General features: G+C 71.5%; 24 protein-coding genes. 14 read left to right on the top strand and 10 right to left on the bottom strand.

Going from position 1 to position 22,844, the window contains the following annotated elements:
• Positions 1-36: 36 nt before the first annotated feature.
• On the top strand, positions 37-819 hold the full coding sequence (locus ACZ5UI_RS20905) for a sigma-70 family RNA polymerase sigma factor (RefSeq protein WP_464190613.1): 783 nt from the start codon (positions 37-39) through the stop codon (positions 817-819).
• Between the two features lie 8 nt (positions 820-827).
• On the opposite strand, the gene ACZ5UI_RS20900 is transcribed toward ACZ5UI_RS20905, so the two are convergent.
• Both ACZ5UI_RS20900 and fliK read right to left on the bottom strand, forming a co-directional pair.
• Positions 828-1,118 (bottom strand): EscU/YscU/HrcU family type III secretion system export apparatus switch protein, encoded by a 291-nt coding sequence (locus ACZ5UI_RS20900; protein ID WP_464190610.1) that lies wholly within the window; start codon positions 1,116-1,118, stop codon positions 828-830.
• A complete protein-coding gene (gene fliK / locus ACZ5UI_RS20895) occupies positions 1,111-1,722 on the bottom strand; it encodes a flagellar hook-length control protein FliK (RefSeq protein WP_464190608.1) in 612 nt (203 codons plus the stop codon). The genes ACZ5UI_RS20900 and fliK overlap by 8 nt, the downstream gene beginning before the upstream one ends.
• A 52-nt stretch (positions 1,723-1,774) precedes the next feature.
• Between fliK and ACZ5UI_RS20890 the strand changes: the two genes are divergently transcribed.
• From ACZ5UI_RS20890 to ACZ5UI_RS20845, 10 genes are all read left to right on the top strand, one after another.
• A complete protein-coding gene (locus ACZ5UI_RS20890; RefSeq protein ID WP_464190606.1) occupies positions 1,775-2,461 on the top strand; it encodes a flagellar hook-basal body protein in 687 nt (228 codons plus the stop codon).
• 183 nt (positions 2,462-2,644) lie between these two features.
• A complete protein-coding gene (locus ACZ5UI_RS20885) occupies positions 2,645-3,382 on the top strand; it encodes a flagellar hook-basal body protein (RefSeq protein ID WP_464190604.1) in 738 nt (245 codons plus the stop codon).
• 2 nt (positions 3,383-3,384) lie between these two features.
• Positions 3,385-3,684, top strand: a complete 300-nt coding sequence (locus ACZ5UI_RS20880; RefSeq protein ID WP_464190602.1) for a hypothetical protein — start codon at positions 3,385-3,387, stop codon at positions 3,682-3,684.
• Positions 3,681-4,220: a flagellar export chaperone FlgN gene (flgN, locus tag ACZ5UI_RS20875; RefSeq protein ID WP_464190600.1), complete on the top strand. Its 540-nt coding sequence runs from the start codon at positions 3,681-3,683 to the stop codon at positions 4,218-4,220. The genes ACZ5UI_RS20880 and flgN overlap by 4 nt, the downstream gene beginning before the upstream one ends.
• A 1-nt stretch (position 4,221) precedes the next feature.
• Positions 4,222-5,583: a flagellar hook-associated protein FlgK gene (flgK, locus tag ACZ5UI_RS20870; RefSeq protein ID WP_464190598.1), complete on the top strand. Its 1,362-nt coding sequence runs from the start codon at positions 4,222-4,224 to the stop codon at positions 5,581-5,583.
• Positions 5,583-6,506, top strand: a complete 924-nt coding sequence (gene flgL / locus ACZ5UI_RS20865; RefSeq protein WP_464190596.1) for a flagellar hook-associated protein FlgL — start codon at positions 5,583-5,585, stop codon at positions 6,504-6,506. The genes flgK and flgL overlap by 1 nt, the downstream gene beginning before the upstream one ends.
• 34 nt (positions 6,507-6,540) lie before the next feature.
• Positions 6,541-6,984: a flagellar assembly protein FliW gene (fliW, locus tag ACZ5UI_RS20860; RefSeq protein WP_464190594.1), complete on the top strand. Its 444-nt coding sequence runs from the start codon at positions 6,541-6,543 to the stop codon at positions 6,982-6,984.
• A gap of 66 nt (positions 6,985-7,050) precedes the next feature.
• Entirely contained in the window at positions 7,051-7,275 is a 225-nt protein-coding gene (csrA, locus tag ACZ5UI_RS20855) for a carbon storage regulator CsrA (RefSeq protein WP_464190592.1), read from the top strand.
• An 18-nt stretch (positions 7,276-7,293) separates the two neighbouring features.
• Entirely contained in the window at positions 7,294-8,097 is an 804-nt protein-coding gene (locus ACZ5UI_RS20850; RefSeq protein WP_464190590.1) for a flagellin N-terminal helical domain-containing protein, read from the top strand.
• Between the two features lie 181 nt (positions 8,098-8,278).
• The gene (locus ACZ5UI_RS20845; RefSeq protein WP_464190588.1) at positions 8,279-9,796 is read left to right on the top strand and encodes a protein kinase domain-containing protein; all 1,518 of its coding nucleotides are present in this window, start codon (positions 8,279-8,281) and stop codon (positions 9,794-9,796) included.
• 291 nt (positions 9,797-10,087) lie between these two features.
• Here the strand turns inward: ACZ5UI_RS20845 and ACZ5UI_RS20840 are convergent, their stop codons facing one another.
• From ACZ5UI_RS20840 to ACZ5UI_RS20805, 8 genes are read right to left on the bottom strand one after another with little or no spacing between them, the layout of a single operon-like run.
• Positions 10,088-11,062, bottom strand: a complete 975-nt coding sequence (locus ACZ5UI_RS20840) for a D-alanine--D-alanine ligase family protein (protein WP_464190586.1) — start codon at positions 11,060-11,062, stop codon at positions 10,088-10,090.
• The gene (locus tag ACZ5UI_RS20835; protein ID WP_464190584.1) at positions 11,059-12,987 is read right to left on the bottom strand and encodes a Stk1 family PASTA domain-containing Ser/Thr kinase; all 1,929 of its coding nucleotides are present in this window, start codon (positions 12,985-12,987) and stop codon (positions 11,059-11,061) included. The genes ACZ5UI_RS20840 and ACZ5UI_RS20835 overlap by 4 nt, the downstream gene beginning before the upstream one ends.
• Entirely contained in the window at positions 12,984-14,438 is a 1,455-nt protein-coding gene (locus tag ACZ5UI_RS20830; protein WP_464190582.1) for a peptidoglycan D,D-transpeptidase FtsI family protein, read from the bottom strand. Before ACZ5UI_RS20830 ends, ACZ5UI_RS20835 begins: the two co-directional genes overlap by 4 nt.
• The gene (locus ACZ5UI_RS20825) at positions 14,435-15,736 is read right to left on the bottom strand and encodes an FtsW/RodA/SpoVE family cell cycle protein (protein WP_464190580.1); all 1,302 of its coding nucleotides are present in this window, start codon (positions 15,734-15,736) and stop codon (positions 14,435-14,437) included. The genes ACZ5UI_RS20830 and ACZ5UI_RS20825 overlap by 4 nt, the downstream gene beginning before the upstream one ends.
• Entirely contained in the window at positions 15,733-16,923 is a 1,191-nt protein-coding gene (locus tag ACZ5UI_RS20820) for a Stp1/IreP family PP2C-type Ser/Thr phosphatase (RefSeq protein WP_464190578.1), read from the bottom strand. The genes ACZ5UI_RS20825 and ACZ5UI_RS20820 overlap by 4 nt, the downstream gene beginning before the upstream one ends.
• Positions 16,924-16,925: 2 nt before the next feature.
• On the bottom strand, positions 16,926-17,417 hold the full coding sequence (locus ACZ5UI_RS20815) for an FHA domain-containing protein (RefSeq protein ID WP_464190576.1): 492 nt from the start codon (positions 17,415-17,417) through the stop codon (positions 16,926-16,928).
• 6 nt (positions 17,418-17,423) lie between these two features.
• Positions 17,424-18,221, bottom strand: a complete 798-nt coding sequence (locus ACZ5UI_RS20810; RefSeq protein WP_464190574.1) for an FhaA domain-containing protein — start codon at positions 18,219-18,221, stop codon at positions 17,424-17,426.
• Between the two features lie 43 nt (positions 18,222-18,264).
• Positions 18,265-20,130, bottom strand: a complete 1,866-nt coding sequence (locus ACZ5UI_RS20805; protein ID WP_464190572.1) for a serine/threonine-protein kinase — start codon at positions 20,128-20,130, stop codon at positions 18,265-18,267.
• Between the two features lie 135 nt (positions 20,131-20,265).
• Between ACZ5UI_RS20805 and ACZ5UI_RS20800 the strand changes: the two genes are divergently transcribed.
• From ACZ5UI_RS20800 to pheA, 3 genes are read left to right on the top strand one after another with little or no spacing between them, the layout of a single operon-like run.
• Entirely contained in the window at positions 20,266-21,399 is a 1,134-nt protein-coding gene (locus ACZ5UI_RS20800; RefSeq protein WP_464190570.1) for a hypothetical protein, read from the top strand.
• Positions 21,400-21,450: 51 nt separating this feature from the next.
• Positions 21,451-21,984: a DUF4446 family protein gene (locus ACZ5UI_RS20795; protein WP_464190568.1), complete on the top strand. Its 534-nt coding sequence runs from the start codon at positions 21,451-21,453 to the stop codon at positions 21,982-21,984.
• Positions 21,984-22,829, top strand: a complete 846-nt coding sequence (gene pheA / locus ACZ5UI_RS20790; protein ID WP_464190566.1) for a prephenate dehydratase — start codon at positions 21,984-21,986, stop codon at positions 22,827-22,829. Before ACZ5UI_RS20795 ends, pheA begins: the two co-directional genes overlap by 1 nt.
• Positions 22,830-22,844 lie beyond the last annotated feature (15 nt).

Genomic DNA, 22,844 nt, shown 5'->3' with positions numbered 1-22,844 from the left:
GAGTTCCCCCTGATGAGCACGACGACCACACGCAGGATGTCCGCCGAAGAGAGCCTTGCTCTGTGGAGCGACTACCGCGAGACCAACGATCCCCGGCTGCGTGATCGCCTGGTGCTGACCTTCGCGCCGATGGTCAAGTACATCGTCTACCGCAAGGTCCGCGAGATGCCGGCCAACGCGGAGGTCGAGGACTTCATCTCCTGTGGGCTGGAGGCGCTGATCGTCTCGATCGACCGCTACGACCCCGCCAAGGGCGCCACGCTGGAGCAGTACGCCTGGACCCGGATCCACGGCGCCGTGCTCGACGAGCTGCGCCGCCAGGACTGGGCCCCGCGCTCGGTCCGCCGCTGGGAGCGCGACATCTCCAAGGCCACCGACGAGTTCTCGATCCTGCACGGCCGCCGGCCGACGCGGGCCGAGCTGGCCGACGCGATGGGGACCACGGTCGACGAGCTGCGTCGCCGCCAGGACGAGATCGTCGCCTCCGACGTGACCTCGCTGAACGCGCTCGTGCTGAGCGAGGACGACACGACGATCGAGCGCGTCGACACGATCGCCTCCGACGACCCGCGTCTGGATCCCGAGAACATGGCCGCCAAGGAGGAGCTGAAGGAGAAGTTCCGCCGCGCCTTCGCGCAGCTGCCCCGCCGTGAGCGCGAGGTCGCCGTGATGCTCTACGTCAAGAACCTGACCCTGGCCGAGATCGGCGAGGTGCTGGGCGTGTCGGAGAGCCGCGTGTGCCAGATCCACAGCGCACTGAAGCGCTCGCTGCGCTCGACGCTGTCGGCCGAAGAGGACCTGTACCGCCTCGTCGCCTAGGGCGTGACCTACGCCCGTCGGGCTTCCCGCAGGGCCCCGAGGTCCATGCGGTAGGCCCACACCAGGGCCTCGGCCACCGCCGCCCACAGCTCCTCCGGCACGTCCGCGTCGAGCTCCAGGGTGGCCAGCGCCTCGGCCAGAGGCGCGTCGTCGCGGATGGGGACACCCGCGGCCCGCGCCTCTTCGATGATCCGGCGGGCCACCTCGCCCTTGCCCACCGCCACCACCCGGGGCGTCGTGCCCTGGTCGTAGCGCAGGGCCGCCGCCCGCAGCGGGCGCTGCGGATCCTTCTCAGCCACGGACGTCCACCGTCTCACCGCGGGGGCGCACGCTGACCGTCGCCGGCCGGCCCGTGGCCTGGGCCAGCGCCGTGCGCAGCTGCTCGGCCTGCTCGGCCAGCCGGTCGGCCGCGGCACCCGCCGGCGCGTGGATCGTGCCCGCGACCGCGCCCGGCAGCACCTCCAGCGCCATGTCGACGCGGCCCAGCGCGGCCGCCTCGAAGCGCAGCGTGACCCGCGACATCCCGCCCGCGCGCCGCGCGCCGCCCTCCTCGCCGCCGCCGTCGGGGTTGACGAACAGCCGCACGACCTGGCCGCCCGGCAGCGTCACCGCCAGCCCGGCCCGCAGCGCGTTGGCCAGCGGATCGGCGGTCACCGCCTGGGTCGGCGCGTCGGACTCGGCCGACCCCGACGTCTCGATCACCCGCAGCAGCAGCTTGCTCGTGCTCGCCTCCTGCACCTGCAGGCGCAGGCGCTGGCCGACCTGCAGGTCCTCCGGCAGCTGGGCGGCCACGCGCACCCCGCCGAGCACCAGCGTGTCGCGCGAGAACACCCGCGCGGGCAGCACGTCGCCGGCCCGCATCGGCAGGTCGGGGATCAGCCCCCGCAGGAGGATCAGGTTCACGGGCGTACCGGCCACCTCAAGAAGTGTGACGGTCGGCCGACTGACCAGTGCGATGGAACGTGGCCTCTACATCGCGGCCTCCGGCATGCTTGCCGAGCAGGTCCGCCAGGATCAGATCGCCAACGACCTCGCCAACGCCTCGACGGCCGGCTACAAAGCCGACCGCTCGTCGCAGCGCGCGTTCGGGGATCTGCTCCTCTCCAACACCGTCTCCGGTCAGCAGGTCGGGCGCCTGGGCGCCGGCGCCCAGATCGCCGAGACGACCACCGACCTCTCCGCGCAGCCGCTGCGCCCGACCGACGAGCCGCTCGACTTCGCCGTCGAGGGCGACGGCTACTTCGCCGTGCGCACCGACGCCGGCGTCCGCTACACGCGCAACGGCCAGTTCACGGCCGGCGCGGGCGGGCTGTTGACCGACCAGCTCGGGCACCCCGTGCTGTCGCAGAACGGCCAGACCATCAAGGTCGCCACCGACGGCGCGGTCGATCCGGGCCGCCTGGGCGTGTACGCGCTCAACGACCCCAAGAAGGTCGGCGACGGCAACTTCGACGGCCAACCCACCGGCAAGGCCGACGGCGTCGTCCGCTCGGGCGCGCTGGAGGCCTCCGGTGTCGATCCGGCGACGGCGATGGTCGACATGATCAGCTCGCTGCGCTCGTTCGAAGCCGGCCAGAAGGCGATCCAGACCATCGACGAGACGCTGCAGAAGGCGTCCACCCAGGTCGGAGCGCTGCAGTAGCGCGTCCGCGCTAGTACGCACGTCCACCCCACCCTCAAGTCGCGGCGACGCTGTCCGACGACCGGAGGGAGCAGTAGATAGTGGACCTGGCTGGACCGCAAGGAGCGGGGGCCGGGATTCCTCCACGGAAACTTGACCGGCTGGACCGCAAGGAGCGGGGGCCGGGCTTCCAACAGGAACCCGATGCTTGAAGGCATGTACTCGGCGGCCGCCGGCATGGCGGCCCAGCAGCAGCGTCTCGACGCGCTGTCCAATGACGTCGCGAATGCAGGCACGGTCGGCTACAAGCGCCAGCGTGTCGCCTTTCGCGATCTCGTCTACTCCGCCAGCGGGCCGGGAGGCCAGCAGGGCGTGATGGAGGGCGCGGGTGCGGCTGCCACGACGATCGGTCGCGGTGGCGCCGGCGGGACCTACCAGAGCACGGGCTCCTCGCTGGACCTGGCCATCGAGGGCGACGGCTACCTGCAGGTGCGCCAGCCCGACGGCACCAACGCGCTGACCCGCAACGGGCAGCTGACGCTGGACTCCAACCGCCGCCTGCTGGCCAACGGCATGCCGCTGCAGCCGCCCGTCCAGCTGCCCAACGGCGCGGACGAGAACTCGATCTCGGTCGCCCCCGACGGCAAGGTGACGACCAAGGACGGCGACGCGGTCGGCCAGATCAACCTCTTCACCGTGCGTTCCTCCGATCGCCTCCAGGCGATCGGCGACAACCTCTTCGTGGCCAACAACGCCAGCGGCCCCGCGACGCGGGCCGGCGCCGACACCCAGCTGCGCCAGGGCGTCCTGGAGACCTCCGACGTCGACATGGGCGACGTGATGGCCGACATGATGATCGCCCAGCGCTCCTACTCGCTGGCCTCCAAGGCGATCAGCACGCAGGACGAGATGGCCCAGATCGCCAACGGGGTCAAGAAGTAGCCATGCTGCCCCCCGTCGATCAGTCGCTGCTGCCCGCCGACGTCCGCTCGGCCTCGCCGCAGGTCCGCCAGCAGTACCAGGCGGCGCTCTCGTTCGAGAACACGCTGGTCACCGAGCTGGCCAAGTCGCTGTCCGCCACCGCCGGCTCGGCGATGCAGGACGGCCCCTACGCCCAGCTGCTGCCCGACGCGCTGGCCGAGTCGATCACCGCCGGCGGCGGTCTCGGCCTGGCCCGCCAGATCGTCGACATCCCCACGTCCACGAGCGCCGACGCCACGGCCGTCGGCGGAGCAACGGCATGACCATGCTGGCCACGACGGGCACCGTCTCGCTCGGCGCCGACGTGATCGTCCACCTCGACGAGCAGCTGGACTCGGCTCGCCGCCTGCTGGACATCGTCCTGCGCCAGGGCGCCGCGATCCGCCGCCAGGACGTCGAGGAGGTCCTCGCGCGGCTGTCCGACCTGCAGGTCGAGATGGACCTGCGCGGTCAGCTCGAGCAGCAGCGCACGCTCCTGCTCAACCGCGCCGGCGCGCAGCTCGGCGTGGCCGGCCACGCGATCACCCTCGACGCGCTGGCCAGCCTGATCGACCCCTCCGAGGCGGCCGCCGCCCGCGGCCGCTCGGCCGAGCTGCGCGGCCTGCTCACCGAGATCCAGCGCGAGCACACGGTCAACCGTGCGCTGATGCGCCAGGAGCTCTCCTTCCTGGACCACCTGACCCGGATGATGTCCGGCCAGGAGGACCTGGGCTACCGCCGGCCCGGCGACGACGGCGGCTCGCTGCGCGTCGCCCCGGCCACCCCGGCCGTCCACCGCGTCCTGGATCTGGAGGCCTGAGATGGCCAACGGCATCTCCAGCTTCTTCGGGCTGAACACCGCGCTGCGCGGGCTGCAGGCCTCCCAGGCCTCGCTCGACGTCACCGCGAACAACATCGCCAACGCCGACACCGAGGGCTACACGCGCCAGAGCGTCCAGCTCCAGCAGTTCGTCGGCGCGAAGGTCAACACGGGCGCGCTGGCCAACGGCGGCGGCGCCCTGATCGGCGGCGGCGTCGACATCACCGCCTACCAGCGGGCCCGCGACGTGTTCGCCGACCTCCAGTTCCGCACGCAGTCGACGGTCAAGGGCGAGACCAGCACGCTGGCCAGCGCCCTGGACAACGTCGAGCTCGCGCTCAACGAGCCGGGCGACGAGGGCATCAGCGCGCTGCTGGGCCAGTTCTGGGACGCCTGGCAGGAAGTGGCCAACCACCCCGAGGACGACCCGACCAAGAGCGCCCTGGTGGTCAACGCGCAGGCGCTGGTCGACGGCATCAAGGCCTTCGACGACAACCTCCAGGCGATCAAGACCAACGCGGCCAACCAGTTCTCGGCCTACACGTCCGCCAAGGGCGAGGTCCTGACCGACGCCCAGACGATCGCCAAGCTGAACCAGCAGATCAAGGAGGCCACGGCGGCCGGCCAGCAGCCCAACGCGCTGCTGGACCAGCGCGATCTGCTGGTCGACAAGCTCTCGGCCCTGGGCCAGGTCACGGTCACCGAGCTGCCCTACGGCTCGATCCAGGTCGCCTTCGGCAACGTCAACCCGCCGCTGCTGGTCGACGACAGCACCGCCTGGACCCCGACCGCCCCCGCGACGACGCTGTACGCGACGCCGAACCCCGGCGGCAAGCTGGGCGCGCTGCAGGACATCAGCAAGACGGGCGGCACGATCGACCAGTACCGCGCCGACATGGACGCGTTCGTCAACCAGCTGGTGTCGAGCGTCAACACCGCGCACGGCGCGCCCTTCTTCACCGCCGCGGGCACGACGTCGGCCACGATGTCGGTCGCCGCGGCGATCGTCAGCAACCCGTCGACGGTGCGCACCACGAACCTGGCCGGCAGCCCGGCGGGCGCCAACGACGTCGCCCTGGCCGTGGCCGCGCTGCGCGCGGGCACCGCCGACCGCAGCTACGCCGGCTTCGTCCTGCGCGTCGGCTCGGAGACCCGCGACGTGCATCGTCGCGACACCGCCGCCGACGCCGTCCTGTCGGCCGCGTCCGACCGGCGCACGTCGATCTCCGGCGTCTCCGTCGACGAGGAGATGGCCAACATGATCCGCTTCCAGCGCAGCTACCAGGCGGCCGCTCGCAGCATGTCGACGATGGACGACATGCTCGACCAGCTGATCAACCGCACGGGCCGGGTCGGTCTCTGATGCGCATCACGCAGTCGATGATGACCGACCGCCTGCTGTCCAACCTGGGCAAGTCGCAGGAGCGCCTGGCCCGCGCCTCGGAGGAGATGCAGACGCAGAAGAAGCTGCTGAAGCCCTCCGACGACCCCGTCGGCGCGCAGCGCGCCGTGCTCACGCGCGGCGACCTGACCGCCAACGCCAAGTACTCCGACAACATCTCGCAGGCGCGCGGCTGGATGCAGACGGCCAGCGACTCGATGGACGAGGTCACCAAGCTGCTGCACCGCGCGCAGGAGCTGACGATCCAGGGCGCCAACGGCGCGACGGGCGACGAGGCGCGCAAGAACATCGCCGCCGAGATCGACCAGATCGTCGAGGCCGTCAAGCAGGCCGGCAACACGAACTACGCCGGCACCTACATCTTCTCCGGCACCGCGACCACGACGAAGCCCTACGACACGACGACGGTTCCCGCCGTCGACACCTACCAGGGCAACACCGGCGTGATCGCCCGCGAGATCGGCCCCGGCGTGTCGGTGCAGATCAACACCGCGGTCAATTCCGGCACCCCGCCCATCCTGGGCAGCGGCGGCAGCGACGGCGGCCTGATCGCGACGCTGCGCAACATCTCCGCGCACCTCAAGAGCGGCGTGCCGGCCGACGCCGCCGCGCTGGGCACGACCGACGTCAAGGCGCTGGACGCCAACCTGACGGCGCTCAACAAGGCCCAGGCGATCATCGGCGCGACGGTCAACCGCCTCGACGCGGCCGACGACCGGCTGTCGAGCAACAAGCTCGCCTCGACCCAACTTCTCTCCGACACCGAGGACGTGGACGCCGCGACGGCGTACCTGAACCTCTCGACCACGCAGTCCGTCTACGAGGCCGCGCTGAAGGCTGGCGCGACCATCATCCAACCATCGCTCCTGGACTTCCTGTCGTGAAGGTGGAGCGACTGATCATCACGCAGGAGGCAGCATGTCTGTGACCCTTCAGAGCACGCGCTTTGGGGAGGTGGAAATCCCTGAGGAGGCCGTGATCGACTTCCCGCAGGGGCTCATCGGCCTGGGCGGGAGCCGGTACACGCTCCTGGCCCGCAGCGACGACGCTGCGTTCGTCTGGCTGCACAGCCTGGACGACCCGGCGCTCGCGCTGCCGCTGACCAACCCGTGGCGGTTCTTCGACAGCTACGAGGTCGAGATCGCCGACGACGAGGCCGACCGACTCGGCATCGAATCCGACGACGACACGGCGGTCTACGTGACCGTTCGCGCGGCAGAATCGCTGGAGGACTTCAGTGCGAACCTCCGCGCGCCGATCCTTGTCAATAACGGGCTCGGCCATCAGGTCATCAACCAGGCTCCGGACGCCCCGGTCCGGGCCCCGCTCTTTTCCACGATCACGGAGGAGCGGGCGGCCTAAACACGACATCCCCGTGTCGTGACGCTCGTTCATTCCCCAACCGTCTCTTCCAAGGAGGAACTGACCATGCTCATCATCACCCGTAGGCCCGGCGAGAAGATCATGCTGGGCGATGACACCGTCATCGAGGTGATCGAGGTCAGCGGTTCGAGCGTTCGCATTGGGATCGATGCGCCCCGTTCCCTCCCGGTCTACCGGGAGGAGATCTGGCGCTCAGTCAAGGAGGAGAACGCCGCGGCGGCTCAGGCCGACCCGACGGTTCTCCCCAAGGACCTGCCCGTTTCCAAGTAGCGAAAGGACCTCACAGACATGTCCATGAGGATCAACCACAACATTCAGGCGATCAACACGCATCGCGCCCTGTCCGGTACCAGCGACCAGATCTCCAAGTCGATGGAGCGCCTGTCGTCCGGCTACCGCATCAACAGCGCGAGCGACGACGCCGCCGGCCTGGGCATCTCCGAGAAGATGCGCGGTCAGATCCGCGGTCTCTCGCAGGCCCAGCGCAACATGCAGGACGGCATCTCGCTGGTGCAGACCGCCGAGGGCAACCTCGACGAGGTGCACTCGATGCTCCAGCGCATGCGCGAGCTCGCCGTGCAGTACAAGAACGGCACGATGTCCGGCGCCAACCAGTCGGCCATCCAGTCCGAGGTCTACCAGCTGGCTTCCGAGATCGACCGCATCGGCTCGCAGGCGCAGTTCAACGGCATCACGTTCCTCGCCGTCAACGGTTCGGTCACCTTCCAGGTGGGAGCCAACGACGGTCAGATCATCACGGTGCCGACGATCTCACTGAACAGCTCGCTGCCGACCGGCTACTACAACCTGGCCGCCACGGCGTCCATCTCGAACCTCGACGCGGCGATCGACTCGATCTCCGCCACGCGAGCGACCTTCGGCGCGGTGCAGAACCGCCTCGAGCACTCCGTCAACGCCGCCGCGGCGTACTCGGAGAACCTGGTCGCCGCCGAGTCGCGCATCCGCGACGTCGACATGGCCGAGGAGATGATCGACTTCACCCGCCTGCAGGTGCTGCAGCAGGCCGGCACGTCGATGCTCGCTCAGGCCAATCAGTCCACGCAGAGCGTGCTGTCGCTGCTGCAGGGCTGACCCTGACATGACGAACATCACAGGCCCGGGCCGGGAGCGCGTCACGAACATCGTGATCGTTCCCGGCCCCCCGGGGCCCGCCTGTTCGTCGGCGCGCAAGACCGCGCCCTAACGTAGGTGTTCGTCGGCCCACCGACGAACCACTTCGCATCACGTCGTCTCCCGTCAACATAGAAGGCGAATGACGACCCTCGTCGGCACGCTGCTCTCTGACCGCTACCGCCTCGACGCCGAGATCGGCGCCGGTGGGATGTCGACGGTCTATCGGGCCTTCGACACGGTCCTCGAGCGGCCCGTGGCGATCAAGCTCATGCACCGCGAGACGGCGCGTGACTCCGACCAGCTGGAGCGCTTCCGCCGCGAAGCGCGCGCGGTGGCCCAGCTCAACCACCCGCACGTCGTCCAGGTGATCGACGCCGGCGAGGAGGGCGACGACGCCAACCCGACGCCCTACATCGTGCTCGAGTACGTCGAGGGCGAGACGCTCAAGCAGCGCATCCGCCGCCTGGGGCGCCTGCCGGTCACCGAGGCCGTGGCCTACGCGATCGAGATCGCCCGGGCGCTGGGCGCCGCGCACGACCGCGGGATCGTCCATCGCGACATCAAGCCCCAGAACGTCCTGATCGACCCCGAGGGCTCGGCCAAGGTCACGGACTTCGGCATCGCCCGCATGCTGGTCGACGAGGGGCTGACCGTGGACGGCCGCGTGCTGGGCACCACCGACTACGTCTCCCCCGAGCAGGCGCTCGGTCACGCCGTCAACGGGCAGTCCGACATCTACTCGCTGGGCGTCGTGCTCTACGAGATGCTGACCGGTGAGGTCCCGTTCCGGGGCGAGAACCAGGTCGCGGTGGCCATGAAGCACGTGCGCGAGGACCTGCCCGACGTGCAGATGCGCCGCCCCGAGGTGTCCGCCGCGCTGGGCGCCGTGCTCGACCGGGCCACCGACAAGGACCTCGGCCGCCGCTACCCCGATGCCGCGTCGTTCGCGATGGACCTCGAGGACGTGCTGGCCATCGAGAGCTCGCGCGCCGGCCAGATCACCGGCGAGGCGACGTCGGTGATCCGCTCGCTGCCGGCCAAGACGCGCCGCCGGGTCCCGCTGCGCGCCCGCGTCCCCCACCTGCTGGTGATCCTGGCCCTGGTGCTCGTCGTGGGCGCGGTCGCCGCGGTGATCCTGCTGGCCCGCGACCACACCACGCGCGGCGTGCAGGTGCCCAACGTCAAGCCGACCACGCCGAACACCGAGGTCGTGCCGCTGAAGACCAAGGCGGCCGAGGACTTCGACCCCGAGGGCGGCGACGGCGAGCACCACGCCGAGGCCTCGGCGGCGATCGACGACGACTCGAAGTCCGCCTGGTCGACCGAGACCTACGAGAACGGCGTGCTGAACAAGAGCGGCGTCGGGCTGTACGTCGACGCCTCCCCGGGCGTCGCGGCCACCCAGATGGAGGTCCGCACCACCACGCCGGGCTGGAGCGGCGAGATCTACGCGGCCAAGAGCGGCCCGCCCAAGGACAGCCTCGACGGCTGGACCAAGGTCGGCTCGATCGCCGACGCCAAGAAGTCCCAGCAGGTCGAGCTCGACACCGCCGGCGAGAAGTTCCGCTACTACCTCGTGTGGATCACCCAGCTGCCCGAGGGCGAAGAGCGCGCGACGATCAGCGACCTCGCGCTGCTGTCCAAGCAGACGGGCTGAGCGCGGCGCCCGCTCCAGCGCCGCGTGGCACGTTCCCGCTCTCCGCGCGCGCCGTTGTCCGCTTGAGCCCGCAGTGCGGGCTCGAGACGACAACGGCGGCGGCAAACGAGCGGCCCGCGGCGCCTCCCAGGGCGAATTGCGTCTCAGTTGCGCTCAGCGCCACCCATTCGCGTTTGGGTCCCGCTGGGCGGGACCAAAATGCGGCTCGGCGCAGTGAGCCGCGGTTTCCGCCGATGCGAAGGCCCGCTCGCCTTCGATGCCGCCGTAAACGCTGGAACCGCGGCGGCGAACCTAGTGGGAGTAGCGCGCGAGCGCTACGGCGCGCTCGATGCCCAGCTCGCAGAGCTGCTCGACCAGGCGGGGGTATGTCACGCCGGAGGCGGCCCAGAGCTTGGCGTAGACGCTGGTCGGCGTCTGGCCGGGCATCGTGTTGAGCTCGTTGACGATCACGTCCTCGCCGTCGACGAAGAAGTCGACGCGGGCCAGGCCCTCGCAGCCGACGCGCACGAAGGTCTCGACGGCCAGCTCGCGCACGCGGTCGCGGGCGGTGGCCGAGATGCGGGCGGGGATCACCAGCTCCATGCCGCCCGGCGTGTACTTGGCCTCGTAGTCGTACCAGCCGCTGGCGCTGGCGTTGAGCTGGATCTCGCCCGGCTCGCTGGCCTGCGGTGCGGCGTTGCCCAGCACCGAGCACTCGATCTCCAGGCCGTGGGCCATCGCCTCGACGATCACCACCGGGTCATGGGTGAAGGCCTGCTGAAGCGCCGCGTCGAGGTCCTCGGCGCGGTCGACCTTGACGATCCCCACCGACGAGCCCAGCCGCGCCGGCTTGACGAACACGGGCAGCCCGAGCGCGTCGATCGCCGCGCGGTCGACGGCGCCGTCGCGGACCGCGGCGTAGGCCACCTGCGGCATCCCGGCGGCGGCCAGCACGTCCTTGAACAGCACCTTGTCCATGCACAGCGCGGCGGCGAGCACGTCGGCGCCGACGTAGGGCACCGACAGCATCTCCAGCAGCCCCTGGACCGTGCCGTCCTCGCCGAACGGCCCGTGCAGGACCGGGAAGACGCAGTCGGCGCCGAGCAGCCCGCCGCCGGCGCGCAGCGCGACCTCCGCGCCATCGAACCACCAGGTGCCGTCGCGCTCCAGGCGCACGTCGAGGACGTCGTGGCCGCCCTCGGCCAGGCCCGCCCGCACCGCGGCACCGGAGGAGAGCGAGACCTCGTGCTCCGACGAGCGCCCACCGGACAGGACCGCGATCCTCATGGCGTGGGCGTGGTGGTGGTCGGCGTGGTCGTGGGCGCCGTCGGCGTGGTGGTCGGCGTGGTGGGCGTCGTCGTCGGGGTCGTCGGGGTCGTGGTCGGCGTCGTCGGCGTGGTCTGCGGCACGTAGCGACCGACCGTGATCGTCACGCGCGCCCCGGTGTCGGAGGTCGTGCCACCCGACGGGTTCTGGGCCAGCACCTTGCCGTCGTCGGCCCGGGTGGTCACCGTCTGGGTGACCTGGTTGGGCACGAAGCCCGCGTCGGAGAGCAGGTTGGCCGCCTCGTTGACGCCCTGGCCGACGACGTTGGGCACGGCCGCGGTGGTCGGCTCCTTGGCCACGGTGATCGTGATCGTCTCGCCCTCGGCCAGCTTGGTGCCGGCCGCCGGGTCCTGGCTGAGCACGGTGCCCGGGTCGGCGGTGTCGTTCTCCTCCTGCTTGGCGTCGACGACGAACCCGGCCCCCTCCAGCTGCGAGCGCGCGTCCTCTCGATCCTGGCCGACGACGTCGGGCACGTCGACCTTCTCGGGCCCGGTCGACACCATCACGATCACAGTCGCGCCGACGTCCAGCGGCGTGGCCGCGTCCGGGCTGGTGGAGATCACCCGCCCCTTGGCGATGTCGGCGCTGGGCTCCTCGCGCTGCTGCACCTTGAACCCCGCCTCGGTCAGCGTCTTGACCGCCTGCTTGACGGGCTGGCCGGTGACCTCGGGCACCGGTTTGGTGCCCGGCCCGTCGGAGACGACGAGCGACACCTCGTCGCCCTCCTGGGCCTTGACGCCCGGCTGCGGGTCCTGGCGCAGGACCGTGCCCTCGTCGGCGTCGGCCGGGGTGCGCTCGACGTTGGGGTCGAAGCCCGCGTTCTGCAGGATGGCCAGCGCGGCCTGCACCGGCTTGCCGGTGACGTTGGGCACCTCGCGCTTGTCGGGGCGCGTGAGCGCGTAGGCCAGGCCCGCGCCGCCGATCAGCAGGACCAGCACCAGCAGCGCGATCCACCAGGCGCGCCCGTTGCCGCCGCTGTCGACCACCTCGTGGGTGCCGGTCGGCGGGCCCACCGGGGCGAACGCGGCGGTCATCGAGTCGGGCGAGCCCTCGAGGATGTTGTTGCGCGCGCGGTCCAGCGCGAGGATGAACTCGTCGGCGTCGGAGAAGCGGTGCGCCGGGTTCTTCTCCAGCGCGTGCAGGACGACGCCCTCCAACTCGGGCGTGACCGCCGGGTTGAACGCGCTGGGCGGCAGCGGCGCCTCGTTGACCTGCTTGAGGGCGATCGTCACCGCCGACTCGCCGTCGAACGGCAACCGGCCGGTGAGCATCTCGTAGAGGATGATCCCGATCGAGTACAGGTCGGACTGCGGGGTGACGGCGTGACCCTGGGCCTGCTCGGGCGACAGGTACTGCGCGGTGCCCATGATCGAACCGGTCTGCGTCATGTCCGACGCGCCGGCCCGGGCGATGCCGAAGTCGGTGACCTTGGCGCGGTCCTCGGCGTCGACCATCACGTTGTGGGGCTTGAGGTCGCGGTGGATGATCCCGCGCTTGTGGGCGAAGCGCGCCGCCCGCAGGATCTGCACGGTCAGGTCGATCGAGCGCACCGGATCCAGCGGCGCCTCCTGGATGATCAGCTCCTTGACCGTGCGCCCGTCCAGGTACTCCATCGCGATGTAGCTGGTGCCGTCCCACTCGCCCCGGTCGAACACGCCGACGACGTTGGGGTGCGACAGACCGGCCGCGCTGGAGGCCTCACGGCGGAAGCGCTCGACGAACTCGCGGTCCTCGGCGAACCGCCGGTGCAGCAGCTTGACCGCGACCTGGCGCCCGAGCTGGGTGTCCTGCGCCAGGTACACGTCGGCCATGCCGCCCGAGCCGACGCGCTCGACCACGCGGTAGCGCTCGTCGATCAGGGTGCCGGCCGGGACGTCGCGGATCATCCGCCGGCCTCCGCGCCCAGGAGCTGCTCGAGGACCGCCTTGGCGATCGGGGCGGCGACCGTGCCGCCGAAGCCGCCGTCGCTGCGCTCGACCGTCACCGCGATCGCCATCTTCGGGTCGTCGGCCGGCGCGTAGGCGATGAACCAGGGCTGGGTGATGTTGCGGTCCGGGTCGATCTGCGCGGTGCCCGTCTTGCCGGCCACGTCGATGCCCGACAGCGCCGCCGCGGTGCCGGTGCCCTCGCGCACGACGTTCTGCATCATCTCGCCGAGCTCGCGCGCCGCCTTGGACGACATCACGCGCTCCTCCTCCTGGGGCTCGATGCGGTCGACCACGCGCCCGTCCGGATCGACGATCTTGTCGGTCAGCCGGGGCGCGACGCGCACGCCGTCGTTGGCCACGGTCGCCGCGACCGTGGCCATCTGCAGCGGCGTGACCTGCAGCTTGTCCTGCCCGATCGACATGCGGCCGACGTCGACGCGCGGCGAGGTGGTCGGCAGCAGCCGGCCGGTCTTCAGGTCGTATTCGCCCGACGCGAGCATCTGATCAGCGGGGTAGTCGAGAGGGGGTTTCGCGTCGAAGCCGAAGCGCTTCATGTACTTCGCCATCGTGGCCTTCCCCAGATCCTCCCCGATCTGGGCGAACGCCGTGTTGACCGAGTGGGTGAGCGCGGTGGTGAGCGTGATGTCCCCGTAGCTGACGTCGTCGTCGTTGGCCAGCGGCACGCCCGAGACGACCTTCGGCGAGTCGCCGTCGACGATCGTGTCCGGCGTGTACTGGCCGCTGTCCAGCGCCGCCGCCGCCGTCACCACCTTGAACGTCGAACCGGGCGGATAGGAGGCCTGGGTGGCCCGGTTGAACAGCGGCGAGTCGCCGTCGCGGTTGAGCTGGCGGTAGGTCTTGGGGTCGCGCACGCTGTTGGCGTCGAAGCCGGGGACGCTGACCATCACGCGCACCTTGCCGGTGTCGGGCTCCATCGCCACGACCGCCCCCTTGCGCCCGGCCAGCTGCTGGAGGGCGACGCGCTGGGCGTCGAGATCCAGCGTCGTGGTGACGTCGTTGCCGACCTGCTCCTTGCCCAGCACCTGGTCGACGAACGACTCGATCCCGTTCGTCTCCCCCACCAGCTCGTCGTTGCGGTACTTCTCCAGTCCGACCTGGCCGAGGTTCGTGTAGGAGTAGCCGACCGCGTGCGAGGTGTCGTTGTCGTCGGACGTGTAGCGGCGCGTCCAGGTGCCGCCCGGGCCAGGGATCGACCGGGCCAGCACCGTGCCGTCGGCGGCGCGGATCGTGCCGCGATGGATGCGCTGCTGCTCCAGCAGCGCCCGCTTGTTCTCCGTGTTGTCGCGCAGCTGCTCCGGGCGCGCGACGGTCCACCACGCGGTCGCGAAGACCAGCAGCGCGAACAGCGCGCTGATGAAGATGTAGAGGCGGCGGGCCGGGGCGTTCACGCCTGGCGCCGAGCCTTGTCGGAGACGAGCAGCAGCAGGGCGAGCAGCACGAAGTTGGCCAGGATCGACGACCCACCGTAGGAGACGAACGGCAAGGTCACGCCGGTCAGCGGGATCACCTTGGTGACGCCACCGACGATCACGAACACCTGCAGGCCGAACACAGCGCCCAGCCCGGCGGCCAGCAGCTTGGAGAACGAGTCGCGCGCCATGATCGACGTCTTGATCGCCCGCTCGACGATCAGCAGGCACACGCACAGCAGCCCGACGGCGCCGGCCAGGCCGAGCTCGTTGACGATCACCGCGTAGATCAGGTCGGTGTGCGCGGCGGGCAGCAGCTGGCTGTCGGTCCCGGGGATGTCGAGGATCGACTGGCCGAAGCCGCGCCCGAACAGGCCGCCGTCCGCCTGGGCGAACAGGGACTGGGCGATCTGGTAGCTGCCGCCGACGCGGTTGTAGAGCTCGGGGTCGAACGGGTCGCGCCAGGCGTCGAAGCGGCTGGCGATGTGGCTGGTGGCGTGACCGACGAGCCAGGCGCCGATCGCGAAGGCGACCAGCCCCACGGCGACGAACGTGAACCGGTTGGTGGCCACGTAGACGAGCGCCAGGAACGCGCCGAAGAACATCACCGAGGTGCCGATGTCGCGGATCCCGAAGAGCAGCAGCATGGCCAGCACCCAGATGGCCAGCATCGGCCCCCAGTGCTTCAGCGGCGGGAGCATCACCGGCCCGATCCGCCGGCCCGCGCTGACCAGCAGCTGGCGCGTGTCGCGCAGGTAGCTGGCCAGGAAGATGACGATGCCGATCTTCGCGAACTCGGCGGGCTGGAAGGCGATCGGGCCGAGCTTGATGCCCAGGTAGGCGCCGTTGACCTGCGCCGAGATGCCGGGCACCAGCGGCAGCACGAGCAGCAGCAGCGAGACCGCGGCGATCGTGTAGCGGTAGCGCTCCAGCACCGCGATGTCGCGCACCAGGATGATCGTCGCCGCGAACAGGATCAGCCCGAGCACGAACCACTGGGCCTGCTCGCGGGCCAGCGTCTCGTCGATCCGGTAGATCATCACCAGGCCGAAGCACGACAGCGTGGCGGCCAGCGGGAACAGGTACGGGTCCGCGTCGGGCAGCGTCAGGCGGATGACCAGGTGCCCGGCCACGCACAGGCCCAGGAAGATCGCGCCGTAGGTCAGCGACACGTTGGACAGCACGTCCTCGCGCTGCACGAAGACGGCCGCGAACCCGGCCGTCAGCAGCAGCGAGGCCGGCACCAGCGCCAGCAGCTCGCGGTTGCGCGCGGTCACGAGCCCTGCAGCTGGCCGAGCTCGAGCTGGCGGACCAGGTCGACCGCGTCCGCGTGCGAGCGCAGCTTGTGGTCCAGCAGCGTCTGGCGCCGCTCCTCGGTCAGGGACGCGGCGGGGATCCCGGAGCGGTACTGCGTCGTGTAGAGGTCGACGCCGAGCGGCAGCTCGTAGGGCAGGCCGCGGAACAGGGCGACGCGGCCCTCGTCGTCGGTGCCGACGAAGTAGACGGAGTTGATGCCCGCGTAGACGCCCAGCGCGATCGCGAACACGATCACGCCGAGGATCAGCGAGACGGTCAGGCGCTTGCCCCAGTTGCGGCGCTTGCCCTCCGGAGCGACGGGGGTGCGCGGACGGGCGACGCGCTGCTGCACCGCGGCCGGCCCGACCGGCTCCGCGTCGACGATGTCGTGGGAGGTCGTGTCCTGGTCCAGCGGCGCCTGCGCGGTCAGCGGACCGGTCGACAGCTCGTCGACCTCCTCGACGCGGAACAGGACGACGGTGATGTTGTCGCGCCCGCCGGCCTCGTTGGCGGCGGCGATCAACGCGCGGACCATGTCGCGCAACGTCCCGCCCTGAGCCAGCACGCGAGCCAAGCCGGCCTCGCCGATCATGCCGGTGAGCCCGTCGGAGCAGAGCAGGAACAGATCGCCGTCCTTGGCCGGCGCGGTGCGCGTGTCGACCTGCACGTCGGGCTCGGGACCCAGTGCGCGCGTGATGATCGACCGCTGCGGGTGCTCCTCGGCCTCCTCGGCGGTGAGCTTGCCCTGCCGGATCAGCTCCTCGACCAGCGAGTGGTCGTCGGTCAGGCGCTCGAGCTCGCCCTCGCGCCAGCGGTAGGCGCGCGAGTCGCCCACGTGCGCGATCGCCACCCCGTCCACGTCGACGTAGGCGGCGGTCACGGTCGTGCCCATGCCCGCCTGCTCGGCCGTCGTGCGCGAGCGCTCGTGGATCGTGCGGTTGGCGGAGTGGACGAGCTCGGCCAGGCGGTACTCGGGCCCGTCGCCGCCGTCGGGCAGACCGCCCCGGAAGGTGTCGACGGCGATGCCGGAGGCGACCTCGCCGGCCTGCGCGCCGCCCATGCCGTCAGCCACGACGAACAGCGGCGGCTGGACGAAGAAGGCGTCCTCGTTGCCGCGGCGCTGCTGCCCGCGATCGGTGTCGGCGTACTTGTCGGCGACCCTGAGCACGTCTACCGATCCTCGAAGGTGAACTCGGAGTCGCCGATGCGGATGCGGTCGCCGGAGTGCAACGGCTGCGGGCCCTGCAGCAGCTCCTCGTTGAGGTAGGTGCCGTTCGTGGAGCCGAGATCTTCGAGCACGATGATCGAACCCTGACGCACGAGGCGGGCGTGACGCGAGGAGGAGAACGGGTCCTGCAGGCGGATCTCGGCGCTGTCGCCGCGCCCCATGACCGCGCCGTCGCCGATGTCGAAGGCCATGCCCGGCTGCTGGCCCGGACCGCGCTCGACCACCAGCTGCGGCTCCGAGCCGTCGCCCTCGGGCGTCAGCGAGTGCAGGCCGGTGGCGTCCATCGGGGTCGCCGCCGGCACCGGGGCGTACCCGGTCGCCCCCGCGCGCTTGCCCCGCAGGTCGCGCAGCGCGTTGCGCGACACCCAGGCCAGGAACAGGAAGAGGATGATCAGGAAGCCGTACTTCAGCAGGACGGAGGCGGGTTCGACCATCGCTCGTCAGTCGATCTCGAAGGTCATCTGGGCGGTGCCGAGCTCGACCTGGTCGCCGTCGTTGAGCGGCGCAGGCGATCCCGTGACCGGCCGGCCGTTGACGCGCACGCCGTTGGTGCTGCCCAGATCGGCGATCATCCATCCGTGACTGCCGGGACGGACCTCGGCGTGCTTGCGCGACACGTTGGCGTCGTCGACGACGATGTCGCACTCGCGCGAGCGCCCGAGCGTGGCCCCGGCAGCGCCGACCAGCATGCGGCGCCCGTCGAGCACGATGATCGCCCGGCCGGCCCGGTTGGCCCGCACCTCGGAGAGCTGCTCCTGGTGGCGGTCGGAGGTCGAGTAGACCATCGTGTTGCCGTGGCCGGCGGGCTCGACGGGCGGCGGCGGAGGAGGCGCGGCGGCCGCCGGACGCGGGGCAGCGGGCGCCTCGGCCTCGCGCACGAGGCGGGCCTGGATGCCGAACTCGCCCAGCGACAGGCGCTCGTCGGTGCGGAACTCGATCTGTGGCCGCGACACCAACGCCAGCCGCTCGCGGCGCGCGTGCTCGAGCAGGTAGGCCGACAGCTCGTCGGCGATCTCGTGCTCGACGCCGTCGTAGCGCTCGCGGTCCTGGGCCGACAGCCACACGGTGTACTCGTTGGGCACGTAGGTGCGCGAGACCGACACCGTGCGGTGCTCGTCCATCTCCTTGGCCAGCTTGCGGGCGAGCTCGACCGGGCGCACTTCGGACTTGAAGACGCGACCGAACGTGCCTTCGACCAGGCCAGCGAGGCGGTTTTCGAGGTTGCGAAGGACGCTCATGACCGTGGATCCCGCTCGTCCGGGGTCGCGACGGTGCGGGCTGTCATGGTAGGCGAGGCGCGGCCGGACGGGCGGCACGGCGCGCCGCACGAAGCCCGACCGCTCCAAGCGCCCCGACCACAGCACCCAGCGCCAGGCCACGCGGCCCGTGCGCGGGATGCGGCGCGACCGCGTCCAACATGGCCTGCGTGCCCACCGCCAGCGCCGCGGCCCACACCGCGGCGGCGCCCAGGTCCAGGGCGGCGCTGCGCCCGCGCACGACCCACGGGAGGATCGCCGCGGCGACCGCCCACAGCACGGCGACGGCGATCGTCCCCGAGGTGATCATCGGCCCGAGCGCGTCGCTGATCGCCCGGCCGGCGCTGTCCTCCCATCCGGGGCGCTGGCCGGTGCCCTTGGGCAGCCCGACCAGCAGCTGGTGTCCGCTGAGCAGCTCGGCCACGCACACCCACCAGAACCCCAGGGCGCCGAGCGCGGCCCGGCGCGTGACCGTGGCGGCCTGTCCGGCCAGCACCGGGAAGGCGGAGGCCAGGCCGATCGCCCCCAGCAGCGGCCCGCCGGCGGGCAGCGACCACAGCCCCCCGGCCAGCGGGAGCATCAGCGGCACGGGCGCCAGCGCGGCGGCCAGCACCAGCGCGGTGCCGTAGCCGCCGGCGGCGACCAGCCACAGCTCGATCGCCCAGGCGCACAGCAGCCAGCCGGCGCGGGGCAGCACGAGGACGAGCGCGGCGGCGACCAGCGCGGCCAGGCCGGTGCCGATCGGGGCGGCGTCGCCCGACGGGCCCAGCTGCGCGACGGCCAGCGCGGTCAGCGGCGCGGCGGTGGCCGCGGCGAAGCCCCGCAGCAGCAGGCGCCGGGGCAGCGGTGGCGGCGCGTCGTCGAGGACCGCGGGCGGCGGTTCGGGGGCGAACGGCGCGTCGGCGGCCTCCTCCCAGTCGGCCGCGCCGGCCCGGGTCAGCCCGGTGCGCAGGCCCCGCAGCCAGCCGGTCTCGCCGGGATCGCGGTAGCGGCGCTGGACGGCGGTCCAGGTCTGGGCCAGCCCGCCGATCGCCGAGCCTTCGACCACGCCGGGCTCGTCGTCGACCAGGTCGCGGGAGGCGACCAGCGCGGCGCGCAGCCGTGCCGGGGTCGGGCGGTCGCGCGCGTCGACGCTGACCGCGGCGTCGATCGCGGCGCACAGCTCGTCGGGCAGGTCGCGGCGCAGGCGCGACAGCTCGGGCAGCTCCATGCCCACGCGCCGGGCGGTGTCGGCCGGACCGCTGCCGCGCACGGGGTTGGTGCCGCTGAGCGCCTCGTAGAGCACCAGGCCGAGCGCGTAGACGTCGACGGCCGCGGTGATCTTGCGCCCTTCGGCCTGCTCGGGGGCCATGTAGGCCAGCGTCCCGACGACGTCGCCGGTGCGCGTGAGCGCCTCGCTGCCCACGATGCGGGCGATGCCGAAGTCGCAGATCTTGGCCACGGGCGCGTCGTCGGCGTGCTGCTCGCAGACCATCACGTTGCCGGGCTTGACGTCGCGGTGGATGACGCCGCGCGAGTGTGCGTGGCTGAGCGCCTCGCACAGACCGGCGCCGATCACCACGACGTCGCGGTCGGAGACGGCGCCCGCGTCGAGCAGCTCGCGCAGCGTCTCGCCGCGCACCAGCTCGGAGACCAGGTAGCAGGCGTCCTCGTCCGCTCCGGTCTCATACAGGGCGACGATGCCCGGGTGGCTCAGGCGGGCCGCGGCCTGGGCCTCGCGCTGCGCCCGGTCGGGATCGGTGTCGTCCAGCGGGATGCGCTTGACGGCGACGTCGCGCTGCAGCCGCTCGTCGTGGGCGAGCCAGACCGTGCCGAATCCGCCCGAGCCGAGCCGGCGGACAAGCCGGTACCGTTCGAGCAGCAGATCGGCCTGTGAAGCCGATTCACGCATCGTTTCCGCGTGCTGCACCGGTTTCTCTTTCGCCCACAGGGAAGGAGATCCCGCGTGTGAAGGGAATCGTGCACGTGGCATCTGCCGCCATACTGGCGATCAGAGGCCCCTTCGCACGGAGCTTCACCAACTGCGATGTCGTTCTTCGACGACGACGAACCACCCACCCGCACCTCGCGCACACCCCGGCCCCGCCGGGCTGCTGGCGGTGCCCCGAGCACGGGCGGATCGGGCGGCGGGCGCAGCGGTCCGAGCGACAGCCAGCAGCTGATGATCCGCCGCGCGGGCGCGCTGGCCGTGCTCGTGGTGGTCCTGATCATCATCGTCCTGGGCTTCCGCAGCTGCCAGAACAACGCCAAGAAGAACAGCCTGCGCGACTACAACAGCAGCGTCGCCACGCTGATCCAGGACTCCGACTCGCAGGTGTCCAAGCCGTTCTTCGACCTGCTCAACTCGCAGGACCAGCAGTCCCCCGTGACGCTGGAGACGCAGATCAACCAGTACCGCGTCGTGGCCGAGGACCAGGCCAAGCGCGCTCGGGGCCTCAGCGTGCCCGACGAGATGGTCGGCGCCCAGCGCGACCTGCTGCTGGTGCTCGACTTCCGGGCCGAGGCGCTGGGCGCCGTGGCCGACAACATCCGCACCGCGCTGGGCTCGGCCGAGGCCTCCCAGGGCGCGACGAGCCAGATCGCCGGGCAGATGCAGAAGCTGCTGTCCTCCGACGTCGTCTACTCCCAGCGCGTGGCGCCGCTGATCAAGCAGGAGCTCGACGCCAACGACATCACCGGCCAGACGATCGCCGGCTCGAAGTTCCTGCCCAACCTGGGGTGGCTGGCGCCCGACACGGTCGCCGCGCGCATCGGTGGCACCTCGACGACCGGCACCAAGACGCCCACGACGCCCGGCCCGCACGGCCACGGGCTCGTCTCGGTGGCGGTGGGCGACGTCACGCTGCAGCCCCAGCCGGCGGTCAACCGGATTCCCGCGGGCTCGGACACGACCTTCCTCGTCACCTTCCAGAACCAGGGCGCGTCGGATGAGACCGACGTCAAGGTGACCGTGCGCATCACCGGCGCGGGCGACCCGATCGTCGTCAACAAGACCGTCCCGCAGACCGTGGCGGGCGCCAACGCCGAGGTCGAGATCCCGCTCGGGCAGTCGCCGCCGATCGGCACCCCGGTGACGATCAAGGTCACCGTCAACAAGGTGGCCGGCGAGCAGAAGACCGACAACAACACGGCCGACTACACCGCGCTGTTCACGCGGTAGAGCCACGCCGGCACCCCGAGAAATGCCGCTCCGCGCGGTACGGTGAAGCCCGTGGACGACCTGTCGACGACCACGGGGATCGTCGCGCTCATCGCGCTGATCCTCGCCGCCGCCGCGCTGATCGTCGGCGTCGTGCTCCTGGTGCAGCTGCGCCGCCTGCGCGCCGCCCAGCGGATCGTGCTCGGCGGGGCCCAGGCCCGCGACCTGGTCGGCCACGCCGCCGACCTGGGCACCGCGTTCGAGGCCCTGCGCTCCTACATGGAGGAGGCCGCGCTGCGCCTGGACGGGCGCCTGGGCACGGCCGAGGATCGCATCGACCGCGCGATCTCCTACCGCGGCGTGCTGCGCTACGACGCCTACAACGAGCTGTCCGGCCGCCAGTCGGCCTCGATCGCCCTGCTCGACGCGACCCGCTCGGGCGTCGTGCTGTCGTCGATCCACCACCGCGACCAGGCGCGCCTGTACGTCAAGCAGGTGCGTGACGGCGCCGCGGAGATCGCGCTGTCGCCCGAGGAGGAGGAGGCGGTGCGGCTCGCCTTGTCCGGCGAGGTGCAGGAAGCGCCGCGCGGGGTTCCCCAGGACTGATGCGCGTCGGCTACTTCGGGCCGCCGGGCACGTTCACCGAGGAGGCGCTGCTGTCCAGCGCCGCCGAGGGCAGCGAGCCGGTGCCCTTCCCCACGATCCACGCGACGATCGCCGCGTTGGCCGACGGCACGGTGCGCCGCGCGGTCGTGCCCATCGAGAACGCGCTGGAGGGCTCGGTCGACGCGACGCTGGACGCGCTCGCCGTCGACTTCGAGGGCGTGGTGATCGTCGACGAGGTGGTCCGCCCGATCACGCACTGCCTGATCGCCCGGAGCGCGCTGGCGCTGGACCAGGTCGAGCTCGTGACCTCGCATCCCCAGGCGCTGGGCCAGTGCCTGCAGTTCCTGCGCGGCGAGCTGCCCGCGGCGCGGCTGCAGCCCGCCGAGGGGTCGACCGCCGACGCGGTCCGCCTGGTCACGACGCCCGGGCACGAGCGGTCGGCCGCGATCGGCACGCGCCTGGCCGCGCAGCTGTACGGCGCGACGGTCCTGCGCGAGGCGATCGAGGACCACCCCGGCAACGAGACGCGGTTCGTGTGGCTGGCCCGCCGCGGCGACGAGCCCGCCGGCGCCGCCGAGCGCTGGAAGTCCTCGGTGGTGTTCTGGGGCGGCGGCGACGCCTCGCCGGGCTGGCTGGTGCGCTGCCTGTCCGAGCTGGCCTTCCGCGGCATCAACCTGACGCGCATCGAGTCGCGCCCCCGCCGCATGGGCCTTGGCCACTACATGTTCTTCGTCGATCTCGAGGGTGCCGCCGACGCGCCAGGCGTCGCGGAGGCGCTCACCGCGCTCGAGGTGCACTGCCAGGGCCTGCGCACGCTGGGCAGCTATCCGGCCGCACGTCGGTAACAGGGAATCGTCCGG

The organism is Conexibacter sp. JCM 18997 (assembly GCF_055391915.1).
Note: the sequence above shows the minus strand (reverse complement) of the source record. Positions and strands in the feature narration are given on the sequence as shown.